Source organism: Achromobacter marplatensis, assembly GCF_002209535.1.
GTDB lineage: Bacteria > Pseudomonadota > Gammaproteobacteria > Burkholderiales > Burkholderiaceae_B > Achromobacter > Achromobacter marplatensis.
In genome coordinates this window covers 116,432-141,543 of the sequence record NZ_NJIG01000006.1, presented here as the reverse complement: position 1 = coordinate 141,543, position 25,112 = coordinate 116,432, and the positions used below count along the sequence as shown (strand labels likewise).

Here is a 25,112-nt window from a genome sequence, read left to right as displayed (position 1 = left end):
GAAAACCATGCGTAGCCCATCAGGATTGTTTTCTCGTTTTTCCAGCGCCATGAGCGACTTCCGCTACTGGAGCGCTCGGGTGTTCGCCAACCCACGCACCTTCATGGTGATCGGACTGATCGCGCTGATCGTGTTTCTGTTCCTGTTCGCCGACACCATGCAGATCGCCATGACCTGGGCCGGCGCCTTGCTGGGGGTGCTGCTGTTCCTGTGGCTCTGCGTGTGGCTGTGGCGCCGGCGCCGCACCCGGCGCGCCAACCAGAAGCTGGGCGACATGCTGGAACAACAGGTGCAGACAGGCGCAGCGGCCAGCCCCGCCGCCAACCGCAACGAGGTCGACGCGCTGCGCACGCGCCTGACGCAGGCGGTGCGCACCATCAAGACGTCCAAGATCGGCCAGACCTCTGGCAACGAAGCGCTGTACGAGCTGCCCTGGTACATCGTCATCGGCAACCCCGCCGCCGGCAAGAGCAGTGCCGTGATCAATTCGGGGCTGCAGTTCCCGTTCGCCGACAAGAACGGCGCAGCCGTGCGCGGCGTGGGGGGCACCCGCAACTGCGACTGGTTCTTCACGACCGAAGGCATCCTGCTGGACACGGCGGGCCGCTACTCGGTCCACGAAGAAGACCGCAACGAGTGGATGAGCTTCCTGGACCTGCTCAAGCGCCATCGCCCCAAGGCGCCGATCAACGGCATCATCGTGGCGGCCAGCATCAGCGAACTGACGGATTCCGGCCCCGAGTTCGCCATCAACCTGGCCAAGAACCTTCGCCAGCGCGTGCAGGAACTGACCGACAGGCTGGAAGTCTTTGCGCCGGTGTATGTGATCTTCACCAAGGCCGACCTGATCGCCGGCTTCTCGGAGTTCTTTGCCGACGCCGACGCCCGCGAGCGCGACCGAGTCTGGGGCGCAACGCTGCCGTACGGCGCCGACGAAAACCGCGACGTGCTGACGCTGTTCGACGAGCGCTTCGACGAACTGTATGAAGGGCTCAAGGAAATGGGCACAGCCCAGATCTCGCTGCGGCGCAGCGGCGCCCTGCCCCCGGGCCTGCTGACCTTCCCGCTGGAGTTCGCGGGCGTCAAACCGGCGCTACGCACCTTCCTGTCGACGTTGTTCGAGACCAACCCGTTCCAATACAAGCCCGTCTTCCGGGGCTTCTACTTCACCAGCGCGCTGCAGGAAGGCGCCTCGCGCAGCACCTCCACCGAAAAACTCGCCGAGCGCTTCACCCTGCGCCCGGCCGCGCACGAGGCCGCCCGCAGCGTGAGCTCCCACAACGGCTTCTTCCTGCGCGACCTGTTCTCAAGCGTGATCTTTGCCGACAAGAAGCTGGTGCGCCAGCACGCCAGCCCGAACAAGGTCCGCATGCGCTACCTGACGTTCTTCGGGCTGGTGCTTGCGCTGGGCCTGGTGCTGGGGGGCTGGAGCTGGTCGTACCTGGGCAACCGGCAGTTGGCGACCAATGTGCAGGCGGACCTGGACAAGGTGGTGCGCCTGCAAAGCGAGCGCACCGATCTGCAAAGCCGGCTGGAAGCGATGGAGATCCTGCAGGACCGCATCGAGCAGCTGGATCGCTATTCCTCGAGCCGGCCGCTGTCGCTGGGCTTAGGGCTGTATCAGGGCGACGTGCTCAAGGATCGATTGCTGGCCGAGTACTACAACGGCCTGCGCCAGTTCATGCTGGTGCCGGTCAAGGCCAGCCTTGAGGATTATCTGGGCCGCGTCGACGTCTCTCAGGCGGCGGCAGCCGGCACTCGGCCGGCTGCCCCGCCCCAGGCGCAGCCCGTGCGCGCCAACGCGGGCGACATGCTGTTCCAGGATGCCTCGCCCACCAACGTCGACGACGCCTACAACGCGCTGAAGACGTACCTGATGATGGCCAACCGCGAACACGTGGACCCCACCCACCTGTCCGACCAGATCACCCGCTTCTGGCGGGGCTGGCTTGAGACCAACCGCGGCGCCATGCCGCGCGACCAGCTGATCCGCAGCGCGGAACGGCTGATCTCGTTCTACGTGGCGCGCGCGGCCGACGCCGACTGGCCTCAGATCGACACCAACCTGGCCATGGTCGAGCGCACGCGCGGCAACTTGCGCAGCGTTATGCAAGGCATGCCGGCGCGCGAACGCGCCTATGCCACGTTGAAGGCACGCGCGGCCACGCGCTTCCCCGCCATGACCGTGGCGCGGATCATGGGCGAAGCCGACGCCGCCGTGGTGGCCGGTAGCTACGCGGTGCCCGGCACCTTCACCCGCGAGGCCTGGGAGCAATACATCGAGCCCGCCATCGGCGAAGCCGCGCGCCGCGAGGTGCAGACCAGCGACTGGGTGCTGGGCGTGAACGCGCGCGACGACCTGACGCTGGAAGGCAGCCCGGAGCAAATCCAGAAGAGCCTGGCCACGATGTACAAGACCGAGTACGCGCAGGAGTGGCAGAAGATGCTGCGCGGGGTCACGATCAAGCCGTTCACGAGCTTCGACCAGGCGGTCCAGGGCATGAACCGGCTGGGCGATCCGCAGAATTCGCCGCTGGTAAAACTGATCAACACGACTTATGAACAGACGTCCTGGGACAACCCCTCGCTGATCAACACCGGCATTTCGCAGGCACAGACGGGCGTGGTCGCCTGGTTCAAGCGGGTGATCCTGCGCCAGGGCCAGCCCAAGCCCACCGAAGTTGCGCCGGGCGGGGAGCAGATCCCGATGGGGCCAGTGGGCCGCGAGTTCTCCGACGTGGCCCGCCTGGTGGTCACGCGCGACAACCAGTCGCTGCTGGGCAACTACATGAACGCCCTGTCGAAGATCCGCACCCGTTTCAACCTGATCAACAACCAGGGCGACCCCGGGCCTGGCGCGCTGCTGCTGATGCGCCAGACGCTGGAAGGCAAGGACTCAGAGCTGGCCGACGCGCTCAAGCTGGTTGACGAGCAAATGCTGGCCGGCCTGACGCCGGCGCAACGCGAGACCCTGCGTCCGCTGCTGGTCCGCCCGTTGATCCAGGGCTATGCCGTGGCCATGCAGCCTGCGCAGACCGAGCTGAACAAGGTCTGGAACGCCCAGGTCTACCAGCCCTTCTCACAGACCTTGGCCGACAAGTATCCGTTTTCGACCAAGGCCGGCGTCGAAGCCAGCGGCGAAGAAATCGGACAGGTGTTCGGCCCGCAGGGCAGCATCGCCAAATACGTCAACGACACGCTGGGCCCGCTGACGGTACGCCGCGGCGACATCCTGACCGCGCGCACCTGGGGCGACATGGGCATCGACCTGCAACCGTCGTTCACCGCCAACTTCGCGCAGTGGGTGGCTCCGCTGTCGGGCGGCGCCGCAGGTTCGGGGTCAGCCAGCCAGCCGCAGACGCTGTTCCAGATCCAGCCCAAACCCGCCAGCGGCGTGACCGAGTACACGATCGAGATCGACGGCCAGCAACTGCGCTATCGCAACACGCCGCCGCAATGGGTGAACTTCGTCTGGCCCAACGCGCAAGGCGCACCCGGCGCGCGCATCACGGCCACGGCGTTCGATGGCACCGTCGTCGAGATCGTCAACGAACCGGGCCGCTTCGGCCTGGAGCGCCTGATCTCGGGGTCGCAACGCAAGCCGAACCCGGACGGCAGCTTCGAGATGAGCTGGAGCAAGTCCAATATCACCGTGCCGGTCAAGCTTCGCATCATCAGCAACGCGCAAGCGGCCAGCGCCGGCGGCACCGAGCCGGGCAGCCAAGGCCTGCGCAACCTGCGCCTTCCCGCTACGGTGGCGGGCGCTTCCCCTCAACCTCCCGTCGCCCCGACGCCTGCCGGAGCGCAGCAATGAGCAACCCGCAGTCTCCCATGTTCCGTACGGCCTACTTCGGCAAAATCCCGTCCCGTGGCGACTTCGTCAAAAACACCTCGCATCCCCAGCTGATGTCGACGCTGGACGCGTGGGTGGCCAACACCATGGAGGTCCTGGCCCAGGATCCTCACTGGAAGACCCTGTACGACGAAGCGCAGCCCGTTCCGTTCGCCGTGCTGGGCTCGCGCGGCAAGCTGGCTATTGCCGGCCATCTGCAGCCCAGCCGCGACCAGTCCGGACGTCGCTTCCCGTTCATCAGCGCGACCTCCGTCGAAGTCGCCCGCCCACTGGATTTCATCGCACGCAGTCCGCTGGCCTTCAGCCGCATGTGGAACCGCATGGGCACCGCCGCTGCGCAACTGATGCGCGAAGGGGATCCGGGCCCCGCCCTGCAGACACTGAATGATCTGGAAGGCGAGATCCGGACCGCCGCCGATGACGGCTTCGACGCCTTCATCGACTTGCAGACGGTTGAACGCGTCGAGGCGATGCTGCGCGGCAACGGCCACGCCGCCAGCATGCACGACATCGTGCTGGCGCTGGGCATCCTGCTTGCGCCGGTGATGTCCAGCGGTTCGTCGCAGCTGGACACCGGCCTGGCGCTACCGTTGCCGGACGATCCGCTCTACATCAATCTGGTCGCGACGTACTGGATGACGCTGATCGCGCCGTTCCTCACGCGTGCGGATTTCGAGATCGCCATGTTCATCGGGCAGATCGCCGGCAAGCATCGGCTGGTAGTAGGCTTTCGAGGCGCTTCCCCGCAGACGCTGGCCACCCTGCTGTCCACGCCGCAGACCTTGTCGCAGCACTACATCGTGCTGGAGGACGCGCCGTGGGTGCGCGACCACGTCAGCGCCAGCCACGGCCTGGCCAAGCTGTCGAGCTATCTGGATCAACCGCGGCTCTCCCTGCGCCAGGCGCTGGAGACGTTCCGCGAAGTCTTCATCGGAGCCTAGGCATGCGTACGCTTACCCTCATCCTGGCCGCCGCGTTGTCGTGCACGGCCCATGCCCAGGATGCCGCCACGGTGGTTCCCGCCAACGTCATCCCTCAACCCGGCCAGGTCGTCGCCAGCGGCGCGGTGCCGGACGAGGCCACCAAGGCCGACGTGCTGGCCCGCCTGCAGAAGGTCTATGGCGTGGGCAATGTGATCGACCGCATCGACGTGGGCGGCGTGGTGGCTCCGCCGAACTGGTCCCAGCACGTAGGCAAGCTGCTGGACAGCCCGCTCAAGCAGATCAACCGCGGTCAGCTGGAAATCGACGGGACGCAGATCCGGCTACGCGGCGAGGTCGACAATGAGGCCTCGCGCCAGCAGATCGCCAGCACCTTCGCCACGTCGCTGAACCCCACCTACAAGATCGTCAACGGCCTGCGTGTGTCGGCCGACAAGGACGAGCAGGACGTGCTGGATAACCTGCTGAGCAACCGCGTTGTGGAATTCGAGACCGGCAGCACCCGCCTGACCGCCCGCGGCCGCGAACTGCTTGACCGGGTGGCCGACGCGGTGCCCAAGCTGCGCGCCGACAAGATCCAGATCATCGGCCATACCGATAGCTCGGGCAGCCGCAGCACCAACCTGGCGCTGAGCCAGGCGCGCGCGGATGCGGTTCGGGACTATCTGGTGGACAAGGGGTTGCCGGTATCGCGTTTCGAGGCCATGGGCGCCGGCCCCGACCAGCCCGTGGCGACCAACGCCACCGCGGAAGGACGCGCCAAGAACCGGCGCATCGAGTTCCGCGCGGCCCGTTAAGACCGGGTGACTGGCCGCGGGATGGGCCTTGCGTGGAACTCCAGACGCAAGGCCTGACCGCCCATTGCCGTCGCCGGCATTCTGTCAGTTGCCGTCGCCGGCTTTCTTGATGCCCAGCAGTTCTTCCAGGCCCGACAGGGTCTCGTCGTTCTTGACCACCGTGCGCAACCACAGGTGCAAGGACATCTCGCCCCAGCTCGCGGCCTTGTCGGCCAGATAGGCCACCGGGCTATGCGGTTCGGTGCGCCGGAAGAAATCCGCCACGTCGCGCAACTGCGCCAGCGCCTGTTCGCGCGTCTGGATCGGGCCGCGCACGGCGGGCGTCACGGCAACATGGGGGGTTGCATCGGCGGCAGGGAAATGGTCGGCGGCGGGCAAGGTAGGCTCCACACGGACGGAAACGGCAGGCGTCGCAGGCGCCTGTGCCGGCGCCAGGTCGGCGCGTACCAGCAGGCCGGCGTCGCGCGCAAAACGGTGCGCAAGCTCGGTGACATTGCGCAGCGCATCGCGCACGCGCGAGAACGCCGGGCTTTCATCGCCCAGGCGCTCGTCCAACGTGCGCTCCAGTTGGGCCAAGGCTTGCGCGCAGCCTTCCAGCTGCGTATCGAGTTCGGAATAGAACGAAGGTGGCGTATCGCGCCGCGCGGCATCGAATCGGTCCAGCGTAAGCTTGCCGCGGATCAGTTCGTTGGCATTGTCGGGCGTGCGCTTGACGGCGTTGGCGAGCTGGCTCGCAGCCTCCCAGAGCACGGCGCCATAGCGCGCGCCGTCCGCCTGCGTCAGCGGGATTTCCCCGATCAGCTGCTGGGAGCGCGACAGCAGCCACGCCAGATTGCCCACGCGCTGCTGCACGTCGCCGTCTTCCGGCACCGGGTGCAGTCCTTCCCAATAGTCCCGGCAGAGCCCGTCGATCAGCAGGTAACCGTCGCGCAGGCCCGCGAAGCCGCGTGTCTTGGCCCAGGCTTCCGCCAGCCACGACGCGATACGGATATCCTTGCTGCGCTCGCGCAGCACTGTCGAGCAGATGCGCGCGACTTCCGGCCAGTCGGCTTCTTTCAGATCAATGACCCAGTCGCCCTGGTCGAGCTGGGGGTCATCGTGCCGGCGCGCTTCGCGGATGGCATCGAACTCGGGCGAAAACACCAGGTCGACGCCACAAGGCGCATCGCCGGGGATCGGTTGCAACAAGGCGTTGATGTCGGTCATAGGCTCAGGTCTGTCGTAGGCGCAAATCATCCCACATCTGCTTACGTATAACGTTCAAAGATGACACGTCCTATTACAAGGCGCATCACGATGCTTCGCTATGATTTGCGGTCCCACCCAAGGAGCATTCATGACGACGAAAGCGATCCGTATGTTGCCCGATGGGCACTTCATCTCCGGCACACCACGCCGTGCCCCAGACGGCAGCTACGTGGGCGGAGAAGGCCCGATCACCCGTGCCCCGGACGGCACCTACGTCGCCGGCACGCCGCAACGCGCACCGGACGGCAGCTACAAGGGTGGCGGCGGTCCCGTGCGCATGGCGCCCGATGGCACCTTTGTCGTCGGCCCGGCCCGGCTGGCGCCGGACGGCACGTATCTGTAAACAAATATCTCGCGCCCACCCATGTCCCAACGTTCCGTCATCCGCAAGGGCGACAAGACGTCGCACGGCGGCGTCGTCGTGACCGGCGATGAAACCGTCGTCATCTTCGGCCAACCCATGGCGCGCGTCGGCGACCGCGTCACCTGCCCCAAATGCGGCGATACGCACACCATCGTCGAAGGGGTGCAAAACGTCAGCTCGGACCGCATGACCGCGCTGGAAGGCATGCGCACCTCGTGCGGCGCAACGCTGATCGCCAGCCAGAATTTCTATCAGTTGGAGTACGGTTGAACGCAAGGCCGGAACAAGGCGCGCGATAACCCGCAAGGCTTCAATGGTTTCGGCCCGGCCTGACCTTTCATCGCTGCAGGCAGCGCGCCACGTCTGTCGTCAAACGGGCCATTTCCTTGTCTACACCAAGATCGGTGCAGTAAGCGCCGGCGCCTCGCAACGAGAGATCCAGGGTGGAGGTCTTCTGCGAGACTTCGGCCCGGAACCGCAAGCCCGTCACATTGCTGGAGCCGTAGTGTTCCGTCTCAAGCACGCCTGTCTTGGCATCCCGGATGGCGTAGCCGGCGTCGAAGAGGCTCCCGCGCTCTGCGTTGCCGAGGGTCTCCTTGTCGATGCAGGCAAACACCTCTTCGGCCGAGGCCCCCTGTGGAATGGCGATCGACGCGCGCTTGCTCGGACCAAACCTGTCGCACAATCCGGAAGACACGGAACACCCGCTTAACAATCCAACGATGGCCACCATGACGGCCAGCCCGCCTCGGGATGGCCCAAACGCCAACACCTTGTCCATGCGGACCATATCCCTCTCTCCCGAAAAGCAATCAGCACCGGGCGGCGCGAAAACCCATCCAGAACGACTTGGCAGAAGACGGGGCGTTCGGGTGGCGTTGCCCAGGCACGCCACTCGCAGACCGCCGCGTCGCAGGCGCAAAGTATATGACTCGCTGTGGGGACATGGCTGGGAGGCCTGTGTCAGAAGGATACCTGGGCCCCCGACTTGTATCGGCGTCAGGACCGGCTGGCGTGGCGGCAGTTCATGCGCAGGCCCGGAACTGCCCGCATATCCACCGCTAGGCCGCGTAACGCCGCGCCAGCAGGCACAGGCACTCGTACATCAGGGTCGCACCCAACAAGGCGGTGTTGCCGCTGGGGTCATAGGGCGGAGACACCTCGACCACATCCGCCCCGACAAAATCCATCCCGTCCAGGCCACGCAACAGCGCCAGCGTCTCGCGGGTGGACAGGCCGCCCACCTCCGGCGTGCCCGTGCCTGGCGCGTAAACCGGATCCAGCCCATCGACATCCACTGACAGATACGCAGGGCCGTTTCCCACCACGCGGCGTGCTTCGCGGATGATGGCATCGACGCCCACCTTGTCGAACTCTTCGATGAACACCACGCGCATGCCGCTGTCCAAGGAATAACGCCAGCCCTCGTCCGTGTTCTGGGCGCCGCGGATGCCAATCTGGATGGTGCGCTTGGGATCCAGCAGGCCGGCTTCGACCGCCCGGCGAAACGGCGACCCATGGCTGAATTTCGACCCGACGAAATAGTCCCAGGTGTCGGTGTGTGCGTCGATGTGCACCATGCCCAAGGGCTCGCGCGGCGCAATCGCCTGGAACACAGGAAACGTGATGGAATGGTCGCCGCCCGCGATCAGCGCTTTCTTTCCTGCCGCGAAGATCGGTTCGAAGAAGCGCCGGATGTCGTCGTGCGCCCGTTCCAGATGAAACACATCCGTAAACGGCACATCGCCCACGTCCGCCACCTTGCAGGCCGCAAACGGATTGAAGCCGGTCACATGGTGGATGGCGCGCATCATGGTGGACATATTGCGGATTTCGCGCGGACCGAAGCGCGCGCCCGGCCGCGCCGTCACGCCGCCGTCAAACGGCACGCCCGCCAATGCGATATCGAAGTCGTCCAAGCCGCCGGCCAGCGGCACGCGCATGAAAGTCGGGATCCCGCTGTAACGCGGCAGACCCTGCATCGTCGTATCGGTGCTCATCAGTATTTTCCTGTGGCCGCAGCCGGATCAGAAGGTGGCAGGCGTGTTGACCCACAACACGCGCGCCACGGTCCGCCCCGGGTTGCGGTAGCTATGTGGCACATCACTGGAAAAGTAGAAGGAATCGCCGGCCTGCAGGTGATGGATCTCGGTTCCCAGGCGCAACTCGAACTCGCCCTCGATCACATAACCCATTTCCTCGCCCGCGTGTGCGATCTGCTCGAGGCTTTCCGCCTTGGGTTCCAACTGGTGGATGTCAGCCTGCAGCAACTGGCCGCGCATGGGCACGATCACCCGTTCCAGCTTGACGCCCGGCTTGCGGCCGCGCTGGCTGTTGAACTCTATGATCGGGCGTTCGCCCTGCCTGATCACGGGCGACGAAGGCGGCGCATGCGCAGCAGTAAGTTCCGCCACGTTCGTTCCCAGCGCCCGCGCCAGCCGGTGCAGATTGGCCAACGATGGCATGGCCTGGCCGCGCTCGACGCGCGACAGCAGGCTTTCCGAGCAATCGGCCGCCTGCGCCAGCGCCTTGAGCGTCAGCCCGTGCACCATGCGCGCGTGCTTGAGCCGCGGCCCCAGGGCGGACATGCCCGGATCGCCAGATTCCTGCTCGCGCGGGGCTGCCGCCGATTGCGTACTTTTCTTTGCCATAAGCCTGTACTGCGTTGTCGTCGGGGAGAGCGGGGTCAGGCTTGCGCCAGCACCGAAAAGTGCACTTCGACCGGGCGATTGTCGTTGATCGGCACGATGTCCTGTGGGCAGGCCGACAGCACGACCACACAATCCATTTCAGCGCGCAGATCGACATAGTCGCCCGCCTTGGACACCGGCGGCAGCCATTGCACGCCACCGTCGGTACCCACCGGAATATTCATCCACAGATTCAGCGGCTGGGGCACTTCCCGGGCGCGCAGGCCGATGGCCTTGAGCGCCAGGCGCATATTATCGGCGCAATTGTCGTGGTAGTGCTCAACGCCCAGATTGCGGTAACGATACGCATCGCAGGCCGCCATCAGCGTGTCATGCACGCCAGGCGAGGTGTCGGCCGTCATCGTCATGATGCTGCGGCGACGATTGCTGTAGAGCGGGTCGCCCGCCTTGGGGATGATCCGATCGATTGCGGCACGCGCGTGCTCCATGGACATGAACTCGCTCAAGTCATCGCTCTTGAACGCCCAGGTGTCGCATACCTGGCTTCCGTGCGTATTAATGATGCGAATGACCTGGCCTTTGGCCACGCGCACCGCGCGCCCATGGCGTGCAGGTACTTGATAGACCTTGCCCAGTTCCGGCGTGCCGTCCGGCGAGATCGGTTCGCGGTGCGTGTTGTTCTGGCCGACGGCCTCGCCGTTGTCCAGAACGGCGCTGTGGGCGATAGGGGCGATGTGTTGATCCATGGTGCGTGTCCTTCGGTGTGGGCTGTGAAGAGAAATCAAGATTGGTCAGTGACAGGTTCCGCCAGATGCACCAGGCACCAGGCAAGCGCTCGCGTGCAAGCAGTCAGGTCGGCAATGGCCGTGTCTTCGGCCGGGTGGTGGCTGACGCCCGCAATGCTGGGCGCGAACAACATCGTGGAGGGGCAGAATCCAGCCATCGGCATCGCGTCGTGAAACGCGCCCGATAGCATCTGCCGGTGGGTGAGGCCCAAGGCCTGGCAAGCGGTTGTGGCCAACGCGACCAGGGGCGGCGCAAAATGCACGGTCGCCTTATCTTGCAAAACCTCGATGCGGGCGCCGTCAGGCAACGCGGCATCCATCGCGGCGCGCACGGCATCCAGGGCAGCGGACTCGGGATGCCGCGCATCAATCGTGAAAATGACCCGATTCGCAATGGTGTTGATCGATCCCGGTGCGCAATCCCAGCGGCCGATGGTGACGCGCAGGCGCTCATCGCCGCAATGCGCCGCATGGCTGAGGACGGCATGCGCGAGGGCCACCGCCTTGGCTTGCGCATCGTCGCGGTTGGCCAGCGGCGTGGTGCCGGCATGCGCGCTGCGGCCGGGCACGGTGACGCGATACCAGCGCACCCCTTGGATGGCCGTCACGCAGCCGACTTGCAGCCCTTGGGATTCCAGCACCGGGCCTTGCTCGATATGCGCTTCGATGTAGGCATGCACGGGGGTGGCCAATGGCCGTTCCATCCATGTCCAGCCTTGGCGCCCGGCATGCGTCTTGAAGTCGGATACCGCCGCATCGCGTGCATCCTGGAACCGCACGCCTTGGGCGTCCGTAACCGACAGGAAGGCAGCCAGGCGCTCGGGCGCGGTGTAGGCCACCGACCCCATCAGCCCCGGCGCGAAGCGCGACCCTTCCTCGTTGGTCCACATCACGACGTCCAGGGGACGCCGGGTGGCCGCGCCCAGACTGTCCAGCGCGTCCATGACCTCCAGCCCCGCCACGACGCCAAAGGCGCCGTCCAGCCAACCGCCCAGGGGCTGGGTATCGGCATGGCTGCCGGTCATCACGGGTTCGGCCCCTGCATCACGACCGGCCCGACGCACGATCACATTGGCGGCGGCATCGATGCTCACGCTGTAGCCGGGACGCGCAGCAAAGTCCTGCACCAGCCAGCGGCGCGCGGCAAGCTCCGGTTCGGTCAGCGCCTGCCGTGCGACGCCGCCCGTGGCCACGGCGCCATACGCCGCCAGGCCGCGTTGACGCGATTCCAGGCGGTGTGCGTCGATTGCGCCAGCCACCCGGCCAGCCAGTTCGTCCACCCATTCCGTTGTCATCGCGTCGCCTCCGGTTGTGCTGCGTACTCACGGCCCGAGCCGCCCAGACTGCGCCGTATCCAGGGCTGCAGGAACGCCTGGACGCGCGGATGCTCGGGCCGGTAGACGATCTGTTCGGGCGTGCCGATCGTCACGATCCGACCTTTCTCCATGAAGACGATGCGGTCGGACACCTCTGCCGCAAAACTCATTTCGTGCGTCACCATCACCATGGTCATGCCATCGCGCGAGAGCGACTTGATGACTTCCAGCACTTCATCCACCAGCTCGGGATCCAGTGCCGACGTTGGCTCATCCAGCAGCATGGCCTCCGGCCCCACGGCCAGCGCGCGCGCAATGCCCACTCGCTGCTGCTGACCGCCGCTAAGGTTCGCAGGCAGGGAATCGGCCTTGGCTGACATGCCCACCCGGGCCAGCGCATCCGCCGCGGCCTGCCGTGCGCGATCCGGGCGCATGCCTTTGGCCAACGTCAACGGCGCCATCACATTGGCCAGCGCAGTCATGTGCGGCCACAGGTTGAACTGCTGGAAGACCATCGACAACGGCGCCCGCACTTCCGCCACGACTCGGTCAGACTCCGGCTGCAACTGCCCCGAGGGGTCACGTCGATATCCCAGCAGCGCGCCGCGCACTTGCACCTCGCCTTCGTCATAGGCTTCCAGGAAGTTCATGCACCGCAGGAGCGTGGTCTTGCCAGAGCCGGACGGGCCGATCAAGGTCACGACTTCGCCCTGGCGCACATCCAGGTCCACGCCGGCCAGCACGCGATGGCCAGCAAACGACTTGCCCACGCCACGCAACGACAGCATCGGGACAGTTACGGGAGTATTCATATTCGCGATTCCTCAACGCGCCAGGCAGCGCTTGAACACGATGCCCAGACGATTGATCAGCAGCGCCAAAGCCCAATAGCTCAGCGCCAGCAACAGATAGGGCTCGATGTAGACAAACTGTTCGGACACCACCTTGCCCGCAGTCATCGTCAGCTCCGGATAGGTGATTACCGAGGCCAAAGCCGATTCCTTCATCAGCAAGATGGTCTGGTTCACGATCAACGGCACACTGGCGCGCAAGGCCTGCGGGCATTCGATACGCAGGAACACCTGGCGTCGGGTCAGCCCCATGCAACGCGCGGCCTCGATCTGCCCCTTGGGAATGGTTTGCCAGCAAGCGCGGAATATCTCGGCGAAATAGGCGCCGCCATACACCGACAGGGTTGCCGCCGCGGCCACGAAGGGGTCCAGCGATATGCCGGCGGCGGGCAAGCCAAAGTACACAATGAACAAATGAATCAGGAACGGAACGCCGCGCCAGACGGCTGTGTAGGACCAATACAGCCAACGCAGCGCGGCGACACCGGTTTCCCGCAACACGTGCATCAAGAATCCGATTACCAGGCCACCGGCCAGGCCTGCGGCCACCAGGGCCACGGTACGCCCGGCGGCGGTAGCGAATACGGGCAGCAACTGGCCCAATAATGTCAGGTCTATCATGTCTTGTTGATGGCTACGCGATTCATTACCGCGGCGCTAGCGCGCGGCCCCTGGCCCATCCGTCTGCCCAGCCACGTGCCCAGCATGAAGATCGCGCCGGTCATCAGAAGATACGCCGCACCCACAGTCAGATAGACCTCCAGCGGGCGGAAATTAGCGGCCACGATCTGCCGGCTGCCACGCGCCAATTCGGCCACCGCGATCACCGACACGATGGACGAGTTCTTGACCACATCTATCGCTTCGGACACCACAGCGGGCCAGACGGCGCGCGCAACCTGCGGCAATTGCACATACCGGAACACCTGCCGCGGGCTCAAGCCGAAGATGGCTGCCGCCTCGACCTGTCCCTTGGGCACGGCGGCTAGCCCGGCGCGCAGGATCTCCGACTGGAACGCACCCGAATTCAGGCTCATCGCCAGAATGGCCACCAGCAACGGCGGCATATCCAGGCCCACCGCACTGGGCAGATAGAACAGCATCAATAACTGCACAAGAAGCGGCGTGCCCCGAAAAAAGCTCACGTACAGCGCGACGGCGCGCGGCAGCATCCCTTGGCCGCGGCGGTGCAGAGACAGGCCCAGCAACGCCGCGCCCAGCACGAAGCCGATGACGATGGCCGACGCCGCCACGATCAGCGTCATGCTTGCGCCGTGCAGCAGCACGGGCAGGTATGCCATAAACCGTTCGGTGAAAGAGACGGCGTTCATCAGCGGGGGCTCCGAGGACAGACGGGAATCACAGTTCCGGCGCCGGCACTGCGTCGGTGGGCACGTCCATCGTGAAGCCGAACCACTTGGTCTGCAGCGCCTGCAACTGCCCCGACTTGGCCGCGCGGGCGATACCGTCTGAGAAGAATTTGACCAGCGACGCGCTGTCTGCGTCCTTGCGGCCGACCCAGCCGAAATAGGTCTTGGGACCGATGGGCGTATCGATCACCGCATAGACATCCGACCGCGTCTTCACCAGCGTGGCCAGATTGGCCAGCGACTGCGCAACGGCCGACAAGCGGCCGGCGGCCAGATCGGCATAGGCTTCATCAAAGCTCACGTATTCACGGATGGTCACTGCGGGCTTTCCTTCTGCCTGCAGCTTCTTGGCGTAATCCTGCAGCGCTTTCAATTGGGCTGAACCGGCTTGCGAGCCCACTACCTTGCCGGCGATGCCCGTGGGATCCGTCAATGCCGCGTCGTCCTTGCGTTTGACCAGCGCCGTGGTCGCATCGGCGATCGGCACCGTGAACGCGAACTTTTCGGCACGGTCCTTGGTCATCGTGACGGATGTCACCACGAAGTCGAAACGCTTGGTAGCCAGGCCCGGCAGGATGCCTTGGAACGGCACGTCGAACTGCTTGACCTTCACCCCGGGCGCCTCGGCCAGGATCAGGTTCATCAAGTCGGGGCCGTAGCCCACGATCTTGCCGTCTTGGACGAATTCGAACGGCGCGAACTGTGCCTCGGTTCCCACCACGATCTCTTTCCTGCTCTTGACCGTGTCCAGCAGATCGGCGCTGTGCGCGGCGCCGGCCATGAATAAAGACATCGCCCCAGCGAATACGCGGCGTAGCAGCATGACAATTCCCCTGTGTCTGGATTCCCGGCCTGGGCGCGATTGCCCGGCCATGTAAGTCACTGGCATCATATGCAAGTCACTTGCATGGGTATCAAGCAAGTTTCATGCCAGGCCAGATGCAGGGGAAAGCCGGGGGATAAGCACCGTCCGCAACCCCGCCATGCACCCGAGCGGTGCGAAATGCGGCGCCTGCAGGCACCAATTTGGGGGATGCCGTTCGGGTCCGCGCCGCGCTTCCCGACGGCGCACGGCAGGCTTGGGAAACCTCGGGGCTTTATCATCTAAGCACTAGCGGCGTTGCGACCGCAATCGCGCGCCTCGTTTTTTCCCTTGATCGTAGAGGAGATGTATTAGTGGTTAGACTCGCAACGACAGCATCGATTTCTTTCCCGCCCCGCCCCCCTGCCGCCACCTTCTGGCGGCACCGACGAGAGAGACCCTGGCTGGCGGCCTTGCTGCTGGCGGCGATGCTCAGTTGCCTGTCGTTCGTCTGGCAAGCCGCCGCCATGGCCGCCGCGCCGCTGCCTGCGCCGCAGCCGGCCGCTTCCTCTACCGCACAGACACCGGCCGCGCTCACCCCTGCGGCACTCGCCGACCTGCTGGACAATCCCGAGGCCCGCAAGGCGCTGGTGGACGAGCTGCGCGCGCAGTCGGCCGGCGTCAAGCCGGCGCCGGCCGGCCCGGCTGGCACGGCCGGACACGACAAAAAGCCGACAGAGCCAGGCCTGCAAGAACGCATTGCCGATGGCGTGCAGCGCTTCCTGACGGGCGTGGCCGCCGACATGGGCCAGGGCGTGGACGACATGCGTGCGCTGGCCTCGGGCCGCAGCCTGCGCATGGACGCCGGTACCGCCAGCACGGCCTTGCTGCCCCTGACGCTGGCCGCCATCGCCACGATCATTGCCTTCCTGGTGCTGCGATTGATCGCGATGCGCATCTACACGCGCATCGACCGCTGGGTGGCCGAGCACGGCGCTGAGTCCATTGCCTCGCCGACACGCGGCGCACCGGCATCCATGCGCGTGCTGTACCGGCGCGCCGGGGCGATCGTGGGTGCGCTCGCCATCGATGTGGGCGTCGTGCTGCTCGCCGCCATGGCGGGCGGGGCCGCCGCCCTGTGGACCACGCCGGGGCGCGGCACGCTGGACACGCTGGCTGCGGTGTTCCTGCGGGCCTTCGTGTCGGTGGAGATCGTGAAGGTGGTGGTCCGCACGGTATTTGCCGTGCGGCATCCGCACCTGCGCCTCTTGCCCATGTCCGACGAATTGGCCAAGTACTGGAACGCCTGGCTGGTGCGCATCGTCGCGGCGGCCGGTTACGGCACGCTGCTGGTCGGCCCGGTGATGGCGGCGGCGCTGTCGCCGGCACTCGGCCGGCTGGCCAGCATGGTCATCATGCTGGCGGTGTATGTGTACGCGGTGCGCGTCATCTGGCAGAACCGCCGGTCGGTACGGGAACGCCTGAACCTCCACGCCGCCGGTGCAGCCACCTTCGTGGGTTCGCGGCTGCACTTCCTGTCGCGCGTGTGGCACGTGCTGGGGATCGGCTACTTCACCATCCTGCTGGTAGTCAGCCAGATCGATCCCACCAACGCACTGCCCTTCATGGCGCGCGCCACCGCGCAGACCTTGCTGGTCATCGGCGTGGGCAGCCTGCTGATCCTGCTGCTGAACGCGGTGCTGGCCAAGCCGATCCAATTGTCGGAAGACCTGCGGCGGCGCTTGCCGCTGCTGGAGGCGCGCGTCAACGCCTACGTCCCGGCCATCCTGAAAGTAGTCGGCTGGATCATCCGCATCGTCGTGGTGCTGCTGATTCTGGATGCGTGGCACGCGTTCGACCTGTCGCGCTGGCTGGCTTCGGACGCCGGCGGGGCGGCCATCAAGGTCGTGCTGAACATCGTCATCGTGCTGCTGATCGCGGCGCTTGCCTGGACCGTGATCGCCAGCATCATCGAACACCGCTTGAGCCAACGGGAAGGACGGGGCATGCCCAGCGCGCGCGAGCGCACCCTGCTGGCGCTGTTCCGCAATGCCGCGCTGATCGTGATCGTGGCGATGACGCTGATGGTGCTGCTGTCGCAGATCGGCATCGACGTGGGGCCGCTGATAGCCGGCGCCGGCGTGGTGGGCCTGGCCATCGGCTTCGGCGCGCAGAAGCTGGTGCAGGACATCATCACAGGCGTCTTCATCCAGCTTGAGAACGGCATGAACGAGAACGACGTGGTGCAAGTCGCAGGCGTGTTCGGCACCGTGGAACGCATGACGATACGCTCCGTGGGCATCCGCACGCTGGATGGCGGGTATCACCTGGTGCCATTCTCGTCGGTGGACGTGGTGGCCAACCACATGCGCGACTTCTCGTACCACCTGGGCGAATACACCATTGCGCACCGCGAAAGCGTGGACGACGCGATCGAGCATCTGCGCGCCGCCTTCGCCGAACTGATGACCGATACGGTGCTGGGGCCCGAGATCCTGGAAGACATTACGGTTGCCGGGGTCACGGCCGTCAACGAGAAGGGCGTGACCATCCGGATCCTGATCAAGACCACGCCCGGCATGCAGTGGGCCGTGCAGCGCGGCTACAACCGGCTGTTGAAGAAGCACTTCGACGCGGCCGGCATCGAGCTGCCGTATCCGCACACGGTGGTCTACTTCGGGCAGGACAAGCGCGGCTACGCACCGGCCGCCAACGTGACGTTGCAGGCGGAACGCCCCGACGAAGGCGAGGATGCGCGCGCCGCAGGGCACACGCGCCGTCGCCTGAAGCCGGAAACGAGCGGCGAAGATTCGGCCGAGGTGCTTGGCAACGAACTCGAGGCGCGCGACGAGGCCGAGGCCGCCGCGCCGCCGTCCATGCCACGGCCGATATAGCGGCGCTGCGGAACCTTGCCTAGCGCAGCGGTATCGCCACCGGACGCAGCGGCGCCGCGTCGCCGCCGCGGATCTTCAGCGGGCCGCCGATGAAGGCAAATGCATAGACTGGCCGCGGGACCACTCGTCCCGCGCCGCCAGCTTGATGACTGAGTCCGATTTCTGTTATTTCTGTCTTGACAGAAATAACAGAAACCTCCTACAGTGGCTCCATGAAACTGACTCCGATCGCCGAACGATTCATCCTGCACTGGGGCGAAATGGGTTCGCGCTGGGGCGTGAACCGCACCGTTGCCCAGATCCACGCCCTGCTCTATCTGCTGGGCCGCCCCGTTCCCGCCGAAGAAATCGCCGACACGCTGGGGGTTGCGCGCTCGAACGTCAGCAACAGCCTCAAGGAATTGCAGGCTTGGCGCCTGGCCCGGGTGGTGCACGTGATGGAAGACCGCCGCGACCACTTCGAAACCTCGACCGATATCTGGGAGCTGTTCAAGCTCATTGTCGAAGGCCGCCGGCAACGCGAAATCGACCCCACGCTGACCATGCTGCGCGACAGCCTGGCCAGTCCGGAAATCGAAAACGAAAGCCGCGCCACCGAACAACGGGTACGCGAGACGCTGGAATTTCTGGAAATTCTGACGACCTGGTCCGATGAGATGCTGCGCATGAAGCCCGAGACGTTGATGAAGACGTTGGGCATGGGCGCGAAGATCAGCAAGACCATGCGACGCACCAAGTCGTGATTCCAAAGGGCGGGCCTTGCGCCGTGCCCCTTTTTTTGACCAGTAATTTCTGTCTATACAGAAATTGCAGAAATAAAAGAATAGCGACGCCAACCATGAACGGCTCACTCAAGAAGGCAACGACATGAATATCCTGGTGTGCGGGGCCAACGGCTTTGTCGGCCGCGCCTTTTGCGATGCCTTGTCGCGCGATGGCCATCGGGTGCTGAAAGGCGTGCGCGTGGCGACCCGTCCGGACGAGATCGCCATGGACTACATGGCGGACACCGACCCGGCCGCATGGACGGATCGGCTGCGCGGCATCCACGTGGTGGTCAACGCCGTGGGCATCCTGATCGAAGGGGCCGGCGCCACTTTCGACCACATCCACCGGCGCACGCCGATCGCCCTGTTCGAGGCCGCCCACCGCGCCGGCGTCCGGCACATCGTGCAACTGTCGGCCCTGGGCGCCGAACACGGCGATACCCCCTACTTCCAAAGCAAGCGCGCGGCCGACGATCACCTGCAATCGCTGCCCGTTGCGCACCACATCCTGCGGCCGGCGTTGGTCTATGGCGAGCAAGGGGCGTCGGCCCGGTTCTTCCGTGCCTTGGCGTCGGTACCGGTGCACCTGCTGCCGGCCGGCGGGCGTCAGAGGCTGCGCCCCATGCGGGTGGACGAACTGGCCGAGATCGTCGCCCGGCTGCTGCGCGGCGATGATCATGGCCTAGCCGTCATGAAGCTCGTCGGGGGCAAAGAGGTCGAGTTTCGCCAGATGCTTGCGGTCTACCGGACATCGATGGGATTTCCGCCGGCATGGCAGGTGCCCGTGCCGGCATGGCTGGTGTCGGGCGGCGCGATGTTGCTGAACCGGCTGCCGGGGTCATTGCTGACGCGCGACACCTGGCGGATGCTGCGCGCGGGCAATACGGCCGATGCCGCGACGACGACCCGGGCGCTGGGACGTGCGCCCGCCGGCATCGAATCCTTTATCGGCCCCGCCGACGCGCCGCCACTGCGCCACCAGGCGCTGGCTGCCTGGCGCCCCGGCCTGCTGCGCGGCGCGCTGGCGCTGATCTGGCTGTGGACGGCCGTGTGCAGCGCGTTTCTCTACCCCGTGGCGGGCAGCCTCGCGTTGCTGGAACCCGTCGGCCTGCACGGCGCCGCTGCGCGGGCGGCGTTGTACCTGGCCGCAGCGCTGGATTTCGTCCTGGGCATCGCCACGCTCTGGTGGCCTGGCCGGCGCCTCTGGGCCGCGCAGCTTGCGCTGGTGCTGGGGTACACGGCCGTCATCGCCGTGGCCTTGCCCGAATTCCTGCTGCATCCCTTCGGACCCGTCCTGAAAAACGTGGCCGTCGTTGCGCTGCTATTCATTCTGCTTACCGAGGAAACCAAGCCATGAACCTGTATCTGACGGTCAAGACCCTGCACATCCTCTCATCGGTGCTGCTGGTGGGCACCGGCTTCGGCACGGCGTTTTACCTGTTCTTCGCCAACCGGACGGGTTCCATTCCGGCGATTGCCGCTGTCTCGAAACTGGTGGTGCGTGCAGACCTGTGGTTCACCACACCGGCCGTAGTCTTCCAGCCCCTGTCGGGATTGTGGCTGGCGCATGCCGCCGGCTGGCAATGGACCACGCCGTGGGTCACCCTGTCGATCGCGCTGTATCTGCTGGCGGGCGTGTGCTGGCTGCCAGTCGTGTGGCTGCAGTACGAGATGGCCAAAATGGCGGCCGCTGCCCACGCCGCCGGCGACACCGCCCTGCCGGCGCGCTACTGGCGCTTTGCGCAATGGTGGGAACGCCTGGGCTATCCCGCCTTCCTGGCCATGGTGGGGGTGTACTTCCTGATGGTGCTCAAGCCCGCGCTGTAACCCACCTTGTTTCAAAACGTATACATGCAGCAGGTTTATCCGTCCCTCTCCTGCGGCCACCCCAAGTCCGTCGGGGCCAACAGACGGGCCGCCACGGCTACATTTTGTTAAATCGATTCATAAGCTCATAACAATGGGCAGGGCATATTGCACCCGCCACTTGCGCCGCACAACGGCGCAAGCGGATTTCCCGATGCTTGCGGCCTCTGCAGCCGACCCGCCTACAACCCCGATCCGTTTATCCTCTTGGAGACCTGAATTGCCGATTCTCAAGCAAGCGTGTGCTGTTATTTCTCGCGGCCAGAAGGCCGCTTGGCTGGCCGCCGCCCTCACCTTCGGGAGCGGCGCCGCCGTGGCGCAACAGGCCGTTCCCGGCCAGATGCCCAACCTGGCCGGGCTGAGCGGCCAGATGCATGCCGCCGCCGAATACTGCAATGCCTATACGGCCGCGCAACTTGACCAGATGAAGCAACAGCAGAAGACGGCGGCAGGCGCCCAGGGCATGGCCGCCGCGGACTTCGACGCTGCCTTCTCGCAGTCGTACACCGCGACCAAAGGTCAACTGGGCTCGCTAAGCGCGGCTGATAAGGAAAAGACCTGCGCACAGCTCAAGGCGATTTCGGCAACGCGCCCGCAGTAGTCGCCACGCCCTCATCCCCGACCAGACCGCCCCCTCCCGGATGTCTCTTCCCATGCTCGCACTGGCCGTTCGCCGTCAGCGTTTCCTTCTTGGCGCCGTGGCGCTGACCACCTTGTCGCTGGCTGGCCTGGACGCCCACGCCGCCCAGCGAACCGTCTATCAGGGAACACTGCAAGGCGCCGGCCAGATCGTGCTGGAACTGGACAACGACGCGGGCGCTGACGGGGGGTTGAGCGGACGCTATTTCTACACCAGAAACGGCGTCGATATCCCGCTGCGCGGCACGCAGGAGGTCCTGTTCGAGCCCAAGCTGCACCCGACGCAACCACCGGCCTCGGCCAAGGCCCCGATCAGCCCGACCGACCGCGCGGCCAGCTGGCAGGGCGTGCGCGATGCCAAAGGCTATCGCGGGCAATGGACGGACACCCGCAGCGGCAAGCAACGCCACTTCGACTTGCGCCGGGTCGCCGAGTACGACACCGAGCAACTGGCGCGTGACGGTAACGCCGTACGGGCCGCGCAGGTTGATCTTGGCGACGTCGATATCAAGGCGGCAATCGACGCCACGCGTGCGCCCTACCAGACGCTGAAGCTGGCAGGCCACGCACAACCGGTAGGCAAGGATATCGGCAGCGGTGCGGTGGCCTATCGCATGTGGGTAGACCCGCGCACCAAATTCGCCTACCCGCGGCTGAGCCGGCATCCCGATCCGCAGGTCATGCAGCGCATCAATCACCTCCTGGAGCAACGCCACTGGCGCAAGAGCCTCGGGGCACTGGAGTGCATGGCATCCGCCTACACCGGCGCGAATTCCGGCGCGGGCACATTGGGCGGATTCGACGAGGAAAACGTGAACGTCACGTGGCTGTCGCGCTCGCTCATGACGGTGACCGAAGCGGGCAGCCTGGATTGCGGTGGTGCGCATCCCGACAACCATTTCGAACCGTATACCTTCGACCTGCTGCGCGGCGAATACCTGGACTGGAATCGCGTGTTCGACGCGTACGTGCCGGCCAGCCGCAGCGTCGGCCGGCAAGCCAGCCCCGCATTGCTTGCGGTGGTGAACCAGGTGGTCAAGGCAGGGCCGCCAGAGGACCGCGCCGATCAACATCCCAACCTGGAAGACTGCGCGGATCTCTGGCCGCAGTATCTGGCCCTGGGCGCACAGACGCCGGGCGCGCTAAGCCTGTCGGTGTCCGGCGTGGGCCATGCATCAGGGGCTTGCCTGGGCACGCACGCCACCGTGCCGTTCCAGGCGCTGACGCCTTATCTGAAGCCCGGCGGGCAAGCGTATCTGGAAGATTGAAATCAGTGCATCAGGCGCCCTCTTTCCGCGGGCGGCGCGCACGCTCGCGCGTGCTTGCGTGGGTGCCGAACGCGTCGTCCGTGGCGTTGCGCAACGGCGCGGCATGGGCCACCGGGCCCACGGCAAGCGGTGCAGCGCCTGACACGGCGGCCACCTGCTGCACCATGATCGGCGGAACCCCCGCCACGAAGCGATAGGGTTGCAGCGGCAGCAGGCCCTGGATCGTGCCCAGGTCATTGGCCGCCTCCGCGCGCGCTTGCTGCTCGACCTGTTCGTCCTTTAACGCTTGATTGCCGGCCAGCGCTTGCGCCTCCAACCTGGCCTGCTGGTCATGGAAGGCCTCAATGGCGTGCATCAGACAGTGCGCCGCGTATTGGTCGCGCAGCGGATTCACGGATTGATCCCGATCGTCCTTCCTGACGATGACTGGCTTTTGCGGCGCGGCCGCCGTCGGCGCAGCCGGTGGGCGCGCCGCCTGGATGCGCGCGAACGGCGGTGCCTGCGGACGCGTCACCCGGTCGGCGCGCATCTGGGCACGCAGCCGCTCGGCGCGGTAAGGGTCCCGGACATCGTCAATCCGGGCGGTGTCCATCGGATCACTGGCTCTGGCATTCATGGCAACTCCTTGGCTGGTCGCGCCGGACCGCGCGACGTCCCGGTCATGACGCAAGGGCGGCTACGAAAGCCGCGCCGGGGCCCTCTGGGCGCGCCGTTGCGAACGGATCCACAGCAACTGCGCCGCACAACCCACCAGGAACAGCGCGAACCACGTGGCCAGAGCGCCGCGCACCAGGGGGGATTGCGGCCCCTCGGCAAGCGGATGAGACACCGGCAGGCGCGTGAGGGTCTCGGCAATCCCGGGCACCCACATCAGGAAGAAGCTGAAGGAAAAGCCCAGCTGCGACAGATAGGGATGCGCCCGGGACAGCCATGGCAGCCGCGGTACAAGCAGCGCGCCCGCGACCGAGAGGAGCGCCAGAATGCCCAGCGCATGCCCTGCGTTGAACCCGCCAGAGCTGGATAGCCCGAACGAGGTGAGCACGGCCACGAGCAACCCGACCAGATAGATCTTGCCGGTTCGCGTGGCGCTGTCGATCCCGCGATACCGTGCAAAACTGTATAGGCCGATGGTGGCGGGCACGAGGCTGATGAGGGTATGCGCGGCGCCCAAGGCGGAAATAGGATGTGGCATGGAAGAGGGTTCCTTTCGATAAAACAACCAACTAGTTGATCGGTAGCCAAGTTAAAAAAATGGCGCGCCACATGGGCGCGCTTCCTGATGCGGTCAGGCCGGAACGCTCAACTGCTTGATCGCGCCGCGCGTGATCGATGCGAACACCTCCGTGTCCCCGAACGCCCGGGCGGTCAGCATGGCGCCATGTATGGTCGACATGAAGGCCTGCGCTTCCACCTGGACGCCATTGCGCACATGGAATTGCCCCTTGGCGACGCCGGCCTCAAGCACCGCCGCGAGCCATCCCGTCAACTCATGGAAATAGGCGCGCACTTCGTCCGCGACCGCTTGGGGAATCAAAGGCAATTCGGCGGCCAGCATCGCGCAAATGCACATGGGCATCGAGCCTTCGCGGATGCACTTGGCCCAATATTCCGTGTACGCCGTCAGCCGCGCAAGCGGATCCTGGACCTGCTGGTCAAGCGCCGCCAGCCCCTCGCGGGCCTGTTCGCGATGTTGGGCAACCACCGTCAGGACCAGGTCCGCCTTGGCCGGAAAATGATGATGGATGCTGGGCTTGCCGATATGGACCCGTTCGGACACATCGGCATAGCTGAACCCGTGATAGCCGCCGGCAGCGAGCAGCAGCTTGGTCTGCTCGACGATCTCGAGGGCCCGCGGGGAAAGCGCCAAACTCATAGGAATCCACTCTGATTTGCTGAAAAACGCGCGAAAGCCCCGCTCTTGGCACGCCGTGGCGTCACCCCGGATATTCGCAATGCAGCCAATCTACTAGTTGGTCGGTTGCAAGTCAAGGCCCCGGGGCGGCGGGGCCGCGGGCCGCTCACCGGACCAGCGCTGCCGCCTGCTCGCAGTGCCGCAGCGCCTGGCGCAGCGCGGTATCCACCGACCGCAACGACATGCCCAGCCATTCGGCGGCATCGCCCCGGCTGCGCCCCTCCACCCGCAACGCGATCAACACGGCGCGCTGCCGGCGGGGCAACCCCTCCATGATCCGCGCCAACGCCATCAGGGCCGACCTGCCCTCCGCCACGGCCTGCGGGCCGGGACTCTCGTCGATGGGCTCAGGCAATCCCGTGTCCGGATCATCCAGCGATAGCCATGACGCTTGCGCGCGCAGGCGGTCGATCGCCAGATGACAGGCCATGCGGAACACGTAGGCATCCGCCTGCCGCACGTCTTTCGCCACCGGCCGCGCCAGTCGGAGCCAGGTGTCGTGCAGGCATTCGCGCGCCAGGTCGGCGCAGCCGAACCGCCGCGCAAGCCGGCCATGCAACGTTGCGTAGCTGACGCTCAGATGCGCGCGCAAGCGCGCCGCGGTGTCGATGCCGGCAGCCAGGTCGTCGGCAAGTGCGGGCCGGGCCGCCGGCGCTTCGTCGGGCCTCGCCACCGGCGGGGCCGGCCGCGCCAGGGGACGCGGCGCGCGCCACGCCTCGCCCTCGCGCCAGGGCGGCGGCAAGGCGGGGGCCGGCCGCCGGCTTATGGTCGATATCGGATTCATCATT

The 25,112-nt window shown here is 65.8% G+C and carries 25 protein-coding genes and 1 pseudogene; 11 read left to right on the top strand and 15 right to left on the bottom strand.

The features are described 5' to 3' along the window. Positions 1 to 49: 49 nt before the first annotated feature. From tssM to CEY09_RS15895, 3 genes are read left to right on the top strand one after another with little or no spacing between them, the layout of a single operon-like run. Positions 50 to 3,814 carry a type VI secretion system membrane subunit TssM gene (gene tssM / locus CEY09_RS15905; RefSeq protein WP_234818333.1) on the top strand — a complete coding sequence of 1,255 codons (3,765 nt, stop codon included), beginning with the start codon at positions 50 to 52 and terminating at the stop codon, positions 3,812 to 3,814. Then, on the top strand, positions 3,811 to 4,794 hold the full coding sequence (tagF, locus tag CEY09_RS15900) for a type VI secretion system-associated protein TagF (protein ID WP_088589381.1): 984 nt from the start codon (positions 3,811 to 3,813) through the stop codon (positions 4,792 to 4,794). The genes tssM and tagF overlap by 4 nt, the downstream gene beginning before the upstream one ends. 2 nt (positions 4,795 to 4,796) lie before the next feature. Next, positions 4,797 to 5,591: an OmpA family protein gene (locus tag CEY09_RS15895; protein ID WP_088589380.1), complete on the top strand. Its 795-nt coding sequence runs from the start codon at positions 4,797 to 4,799 to the stop codon at positions 5,589 to 5,591. An 84-nt stretch (positions 5,592 to 5,675) separates the two neighbouring features. Here CEY09_RS15895 and tssA read toward each other — a convergent pair whose 3' ends face one another. Next, positions 5,676 to 6,797 carry a type VI secretion system protein TssA gene (gene tssA / locus CEY09_RS15890; RefSeq protein ID WP_088589379.1) on the bottom strand — a complete coding sequence of 374 codons (1,122 nt, stop codon included), beginning with the start codon at positions 6,795 to 6,797 and terminating at the stop codon, positions 5,676 to 5,678. A gap of 130 nt (positions 6,798 to 6,927) precedes the next feature. Here tssA and CEY09_RS15885 point away from each other — a divergent pair, with 130 nt between their 5' ends. Beyond that, positions 6,928 to 7,182 (top strand): hypothetical protein, encoded by a 255-nt coding sequence (locus CEY09_RS15885; protein WP_234818321.1) that lies wholly within the window; start codon positions 6,928 to 6,930, stop codon positions 7,180 to 7,182. Between the two features lie 21 nt (positions 7,183 to 7,203). Next, positions 7,204 to 7,473, top strand: a complete 270-nt coding sequence (locus CEY09_RS15880) for a PAAR domain-containing protein (RefSeq protein ID WP_006226845.1) — start codon at positions 7,204 to 7,206, stop codon at positions 7,471 to 7,473. 67 nt (positions 7,474 to 7,540) lie between these two features. Here the strand turns inward: CEY09_RS15880 and CEY09_RS15875 are convergent, their stop codons facing one another. The 9 genes from CEY09_RS15875 to CEY09_RS15835 form a co-directional block, all read right to left on the bottom strand. After that, a complete protein-coding gene (locus CEY09_RS15875; RefSeq protein ID WP_234818320.1) occupies positions 7,541 to 7,984 on the bottom strand; it encodes a hypothetical protein in 444 nt (147 codons plus the stop codon). A gap of 280 nt (positions 7,985 to 8,264) precedes the next feature. Continuing rightward, positions 8,265 to 9,203, bottom strand: a complete 939-nt coding sequence (speB, locus tag CEY09_RS15870; RefSeq protein WP_088589377.1) for an agmatinase — start codon at positions 9,201 to 9,203, stop codon at positions 8,265 to 8,267. A 27-nt stretch (positions 9,204 to 9,230) separates the two neighbouring features. After that, positions 9,231 to 9,854: a cupin domain-containing protein gene (locus CEY09_RS15865; protein ID WP_234818319.1), complete on the bottom strand. Its 624-nt coding sequence runs from the start codon at positions 9,852 to 9,854 to the stop codon at positions 9,231 to 9,233. A 35-nt stretch (positions 9,855 to 9,889) separates the two neighbouring features. Further along, on the bottom strand, positions 9,890 to 10,600 hold the full coding sequence (locus CEY09_RS15860; protein WP_088589375.1) for a DUF1989 domain-containing protein: 711 nt from the start codon (positions 10,598 to 10,600) through the stop codon (positions 9,890 to 9,892). Between the two features lie 35 nt (positions 10,601 to 10,635). Further along, a complete protein-coding gene (locus CEY09_RS15855) occupies positions 10,636 to 11,934 on the bottom strand; it encodes a M20 family metallo-hydrolase (RefSeq protein ID WP_088589374.1) in 1,299 nt (432 codons plus the stop codon). Continuing rightward, positions 11,931 to 12,767 carry an amino acid ABC transporter ATP-binding protein gene (locus CEY09_RS15850; protein ID WP_088589373.1) on the bottom strand — a complete coding sequence of 279 codons (837 nt, stop codon included), beginning with the start codon at positions 12,765 to 12,767 and terminating at the stop codon, positions 11,931 to 11,933. The genes CEY09_RS15855 and CEY09_RS15850 overlap by 4 nt, the downstream gene beginning before the upstream one ends. A 12-nt stretch (positions 12,768 to 12,779) precedes the next feature. Next, positions 12,780 to 13,427 carry an amino acid ABC transporter permease gene (locus tag CEY09_RS15845; RefSeq protein WP_088589372.1) on the bottom strand — a complete coding sequence of 216 codons (648 nt, stop codon included), beginning with the start codon at positions 13,425 to 13,427 and terminating at the stop codon, positions 12,780 to 12,782. After that, positions 13,424 to 14,137 carry an amino acid ABC transporter permease gene (locus CEY09_RS15840; RefSeq protein WP_208625064.1) on the bottom strand — a complete coding sequence of 238 codons (714 nt, stop codon included), beginning with the start codon at positions 14,135 to 14,137 and terminating at the stop codon, positions 13,424 to 13,426. Before CEY09_RS15840 ends, CEY09_RS15845 begins: the two co-directional genes overlap by 4 nt. A 28-nt stretch (positions 14,138 to 14,165) precedes the next feature. Then, positions 14,166 to 14,999 carry a transporter substrate-binding domain-containing protein gene (locus CEY09_RS15835; protein ID WP_088589371.1) on the bottom strand — a complete coding sequence of 278 codons (834 nt, stop codon included), beginning with the start codon at positions 14,997 to 14,999 and terminating at the stop codon, positions 14,166 to 14,168. 467 nt (positions 15,000 to 15,466) lie between these two features. Between CEY09_RS15835 and CEY09_RS15830 the strand changes: the two genes are divergently transcribed. Next, a complete protein-coding gene (locus CEY09_RS15830) occupies positions 15,467 to 17,872 on the top strand; it encodes a mechanosensitive ion channel domain-containing protein (RefSeq protein ID WP_088589610.1) in 2,406 nt (801 codons plus the stop codon). 19 nt (positions 17,873 to 17,891) lie between these two features. On the opposite strand, the pseudogene CEY09_RS32545 reads toward CEY09_RS15830, so the two are convergent. Beyond that, positions 17,892 to 18,013: pseudogene (locus CEY09_RS32545) on the bottom strand (cyclase family protein); the annotation flags it as partial. A 71-nt stretch (positions 18,014 to 18,084) separates the two neighbouring features. Here CEY09_RS32545 and CEY09_RS15825 point away from each other — a divergent pair. The 5 genes from CEY09_RS15825 (at position 18,085) to CEY09_RS15805 (ending at position 22,412) form a co-directional block, all read left to right on the top strand. After that, positions 18,085 to 18,615 (top strand): GbsR/MarR family transcriptional regulator, encoded by a 531-nt coding sequence (locus tag CEY09_RS15825; protein WP_006226837.1) that lies wholly within the window; start codon positions 18,085 to 18,087, stop codon positions 18,613 to 18,615. A gap of 124 nt (positions 18,616 to 18,739) precedes the next feature. Continuing rightward, positions 18,740 to 19,996 carry an SDR family oxidoreductase gene (locus CEY09_RS15820; RefSeq protein ID WP_088589370.1) on the top strand — a complete coding sequence of 419 codons (1,257 nt, stop codon included), beginning with the start codon at positions 18,740 to 18,742 and terminating at the stop codon, positions 19,994 to 19,996. Next, positions 19,993 to 20,466, top strand: coding sequence for a DUF2269 family protein (locus tag CEY09_RS15815; protein ID WP_088589369.1), 474 nt, complete (start codon positions 19,993 to 19,995; stop codon positions 20,464 to 20,466). The genes CEY09_RS15820 and CEY09_RS15815 overlap by 4 nt, the downstream gene beginning before the upstream one ends. Positions 20,467 to 20,725: 259 nt before the next feature. Further along, positions 20,726 to 21,106: a hypothetical protein gene (locus CEY09_RS15810; RefSeq protein WP_234818318.1), complete on the top strand. Its 381-nt coding sequence runs from the start codon at positions 20,726 to 20,728 to the stop codon at positions 21,104 to 21,106. Between the two features lie 52 nt (positions 21,107 to 21,158). Then, a complete protein-coding gene (locus CEY09_RS15805; RefSeq protein ID WP_088589368.1) occupies positions 21,159 to 22,412 on the top strand; it encodes a hypothetical protein in 1,254 nt (417 codons plus the stop codon). Positions 22,413 to 22,422: 10 nt separating this feature from the next. Here the strand turns inward: CEY09_RS15805 and CEY09_RS15800 are convergent, their stop codons facing one another. The 4 genes from CEY09_RS15800 to CEY09_RS15785 form a co-directional block, all read right to left on the bottom strand. Further along, the gene (locus CEY09_RS15800; RefSeq protein WP_088589367.1) at positions 22,423 to 23,028 is read right to left on the bottom strand and encodes a hypothetical protein; all 606 of its coding nucleotides are present in this window, start codon (positions 23,026 to 23,028) and stop codon (positions 22,423 to 22,425) included. A gap of 60 nt (positions 23,029 to 23,088) precedes the next feature. Then, positions 23,089 to 23,604, bottom strand: coding sequence for a hypothetical protein (locus CEY09_RS15795; protein ID WP_006226829.1), 516 nt, complete (start codon positions 23,602 to 23,604; stop codon positions 23,089 to 23,091). Between the two features lie 93 nt (positions 23,605 to 23,697). Then, positions 23,698 to 24,285 (bottom strand): TetR/AcrR family transcriptional regulator, encoded by a 588-nt coding sequence (locus tag CEY09_RS15790; RefSeq protein WP_088589366.1) that lies wholly within the window; start codon positions 24,283 to 24,285, stop codon positions 23,698 to 23,700. A 145-nt stretch (positions 24,286 to 24,430) separates the two neighbouring features. Next, a complete protein-coding gene (locus CEY09_RS15785) occupies positions 24,431 to 25,111 on the bottom strand; it encodes an RNA polymerase sigma factor (RefSeq protein WP_088589365.1) in 681 nt (226 codons plus the stop codon). Between the last annotated feature and the right edge of the window lies 1 nt (position 25,112).

Bases quoted from the DNA above. Each gene is read 5' to 3' on its own strand.
- tssA (WP_088589379.1), bottom strand. From the start codon at position 6,797: ATGACCGACATCAACGCCTTGTTGCAACCGATCCCCGGCGATGCGCCT.
- CEY09_RS15875 (WP_234818320.1), bottom strand. From the start codon at position 7,984: ATGGACAAGGTGTTGGCGTTTGGGCCATCCCGAGGCGGGCTGGCCGTC.
- CEY09_RS15845 (WP_088589372.1), bottom strand. From the start codon at position 13,427: ATGATAGACCTGACATTATTGGGCCAGTTGCTGCCCGTATTCGCTACC.
- CEY09_RS15825 (WP_006226837.1), top strand. From the start codon at position 18,085: ATGAAACTGACTCCGATCGCCGAACGATTCATCCTGCACTGGGGCGAA.
- CEY09_RS15860 (WP_088589375.1), bottom strand. From the start codon at position 10,600: ATGGATCAACACATCGCCCCTATCGCCCACAGCGCCGTTCTGGACAAC.
- CEY09_RS15820 (WP_088589370.1), top strand. From the start codon at position 18,740: ATGAATATCCTGGTGTGCGGGGCCAACGGCTTTGTCGGCCGCGCCTTT.
- tagF (WP_088589381.1), top strand. From the start codon at position 3,811: ATGAGCAACCCGCAGTCTCCCATGTTCCGTACGGCCTACTTCGGCAAA.
- CEY09_RS15830 (WP_088589610.1), top strand. From the start codon at position 15,467: ATGCTCAGTTGCCTGTCGTTCGTCTGGCAAGCCGCCGCCATGGCCGCC.
- CEY09_RS15850 (WP_088589373.1), bottom strand. From the start codon at position 12,767: ATGAATACTCCCGTAACTGTCCCGATGCTGTCGTTGCGTGGCGTGGGC.
- CEY09_RS15795 (WP_006226829.1), bottom strand. From the start codon at position 23,604: ATGCCACATCCTATTTCCGCCTTGGGCGCCGCGCATACCCTCATCAGC.
- CEY09_RS15805 (WP_088589368.1), top strand. From the start codon at position 21,159: ATGCTCGCACTGGCCGTTCGCCGTCAGCGTTTCCTTCTTGGCGCCGTG.
- CEY09_RS15895 (WP_088589380.1), top strand. From the start codon at position 4,797: ATGCGTACGCTTACCCTCATCCTGGCCGCCGCGTTGTCGTGCACGGCC.
- tssM (WP_234818333.1), top strand. From the start codon at position 50: ATGAGCGACTTCCGCTACTGGAGCGCTCGGGTGTTCGCCAACCCACGC.
- CEY09_RS15865 (WP_234818319.1), bottom strand. From the start codon at position 9,854: ATGGCAAAGAAAAGTACGCAATCGGCGGCAGCCCCGCGCGAGCAGGAA.
- speB (WP_088589377.1), bottom strand. From the start codon at position 9,203: ATGAGCACCGATACGACGATGCAGGGTCTGCCGCGTTACAGCGGGATC.
- CEY09_RS15800 (WP_088589367.1), bottom strand. From the start codon at position 23,028: ATGAATGCCAGAGCCAGTGATCCGATGGACACCGCCCGGATTGACGAT.
- CEY09_RS15840 (WP_208625064.1), bottom strand. From the start codon at position 14,137: ATGAACGCCGTCTCTTTCACCGAACGGTTTATGGCATACCTGCCCGTG.
- CEY09_RS15885 (WP_234818321.1), top strand. From the start codon at position 6,928: ATGACGACGAAAGCGATCCGTATGTTGCCCGATGGGCACTTCATCTCC.
- CEY09_RS15880 (WP_006226845.1), top strand. From the start codon at position 7,204: ATGTCCCAACGTTCCGTCATCCGCAAGGGCGACAAGACGTCGCACGGC.
- CEY09_RS15785 (WP_088589365.1), bottom strand. From the start codon at position 25,111: ATGATGAATCCGATATCGACCATAAGCCGGCGGCCGGCCCCCGCCTTG.
- CEY09_RS15855 (WP_088589374.1), bottom strand. From the start codon at position 11,934: ATGACAACGGAATGGGTGGACGAACTGGCTGGCCGGGTGGCTGGCGCA.
- CEY09_RS15835 (WP_088589371.1), bottom strand. From the start codon at position 14,999: ATGCTGCTACGCCGCGTATTCGCTGGGGCGATGTCTTTATTCATGGCC.
- CEY09_RS15790 (WP_088589366.1), bottom strand. From the start codon at position 24,285: ATGAGTTTGGCGCTTTCCCCGCGGGCCCTCGAGATCGTCGAGCAGACC.
- CEY09_RS15815 (WP_088589369.1), top strand. From the start codon at position 19,993: ATGAACCTGTATCTGACGGTCAAGACCCTGCACATCCTCTCATCGGTG.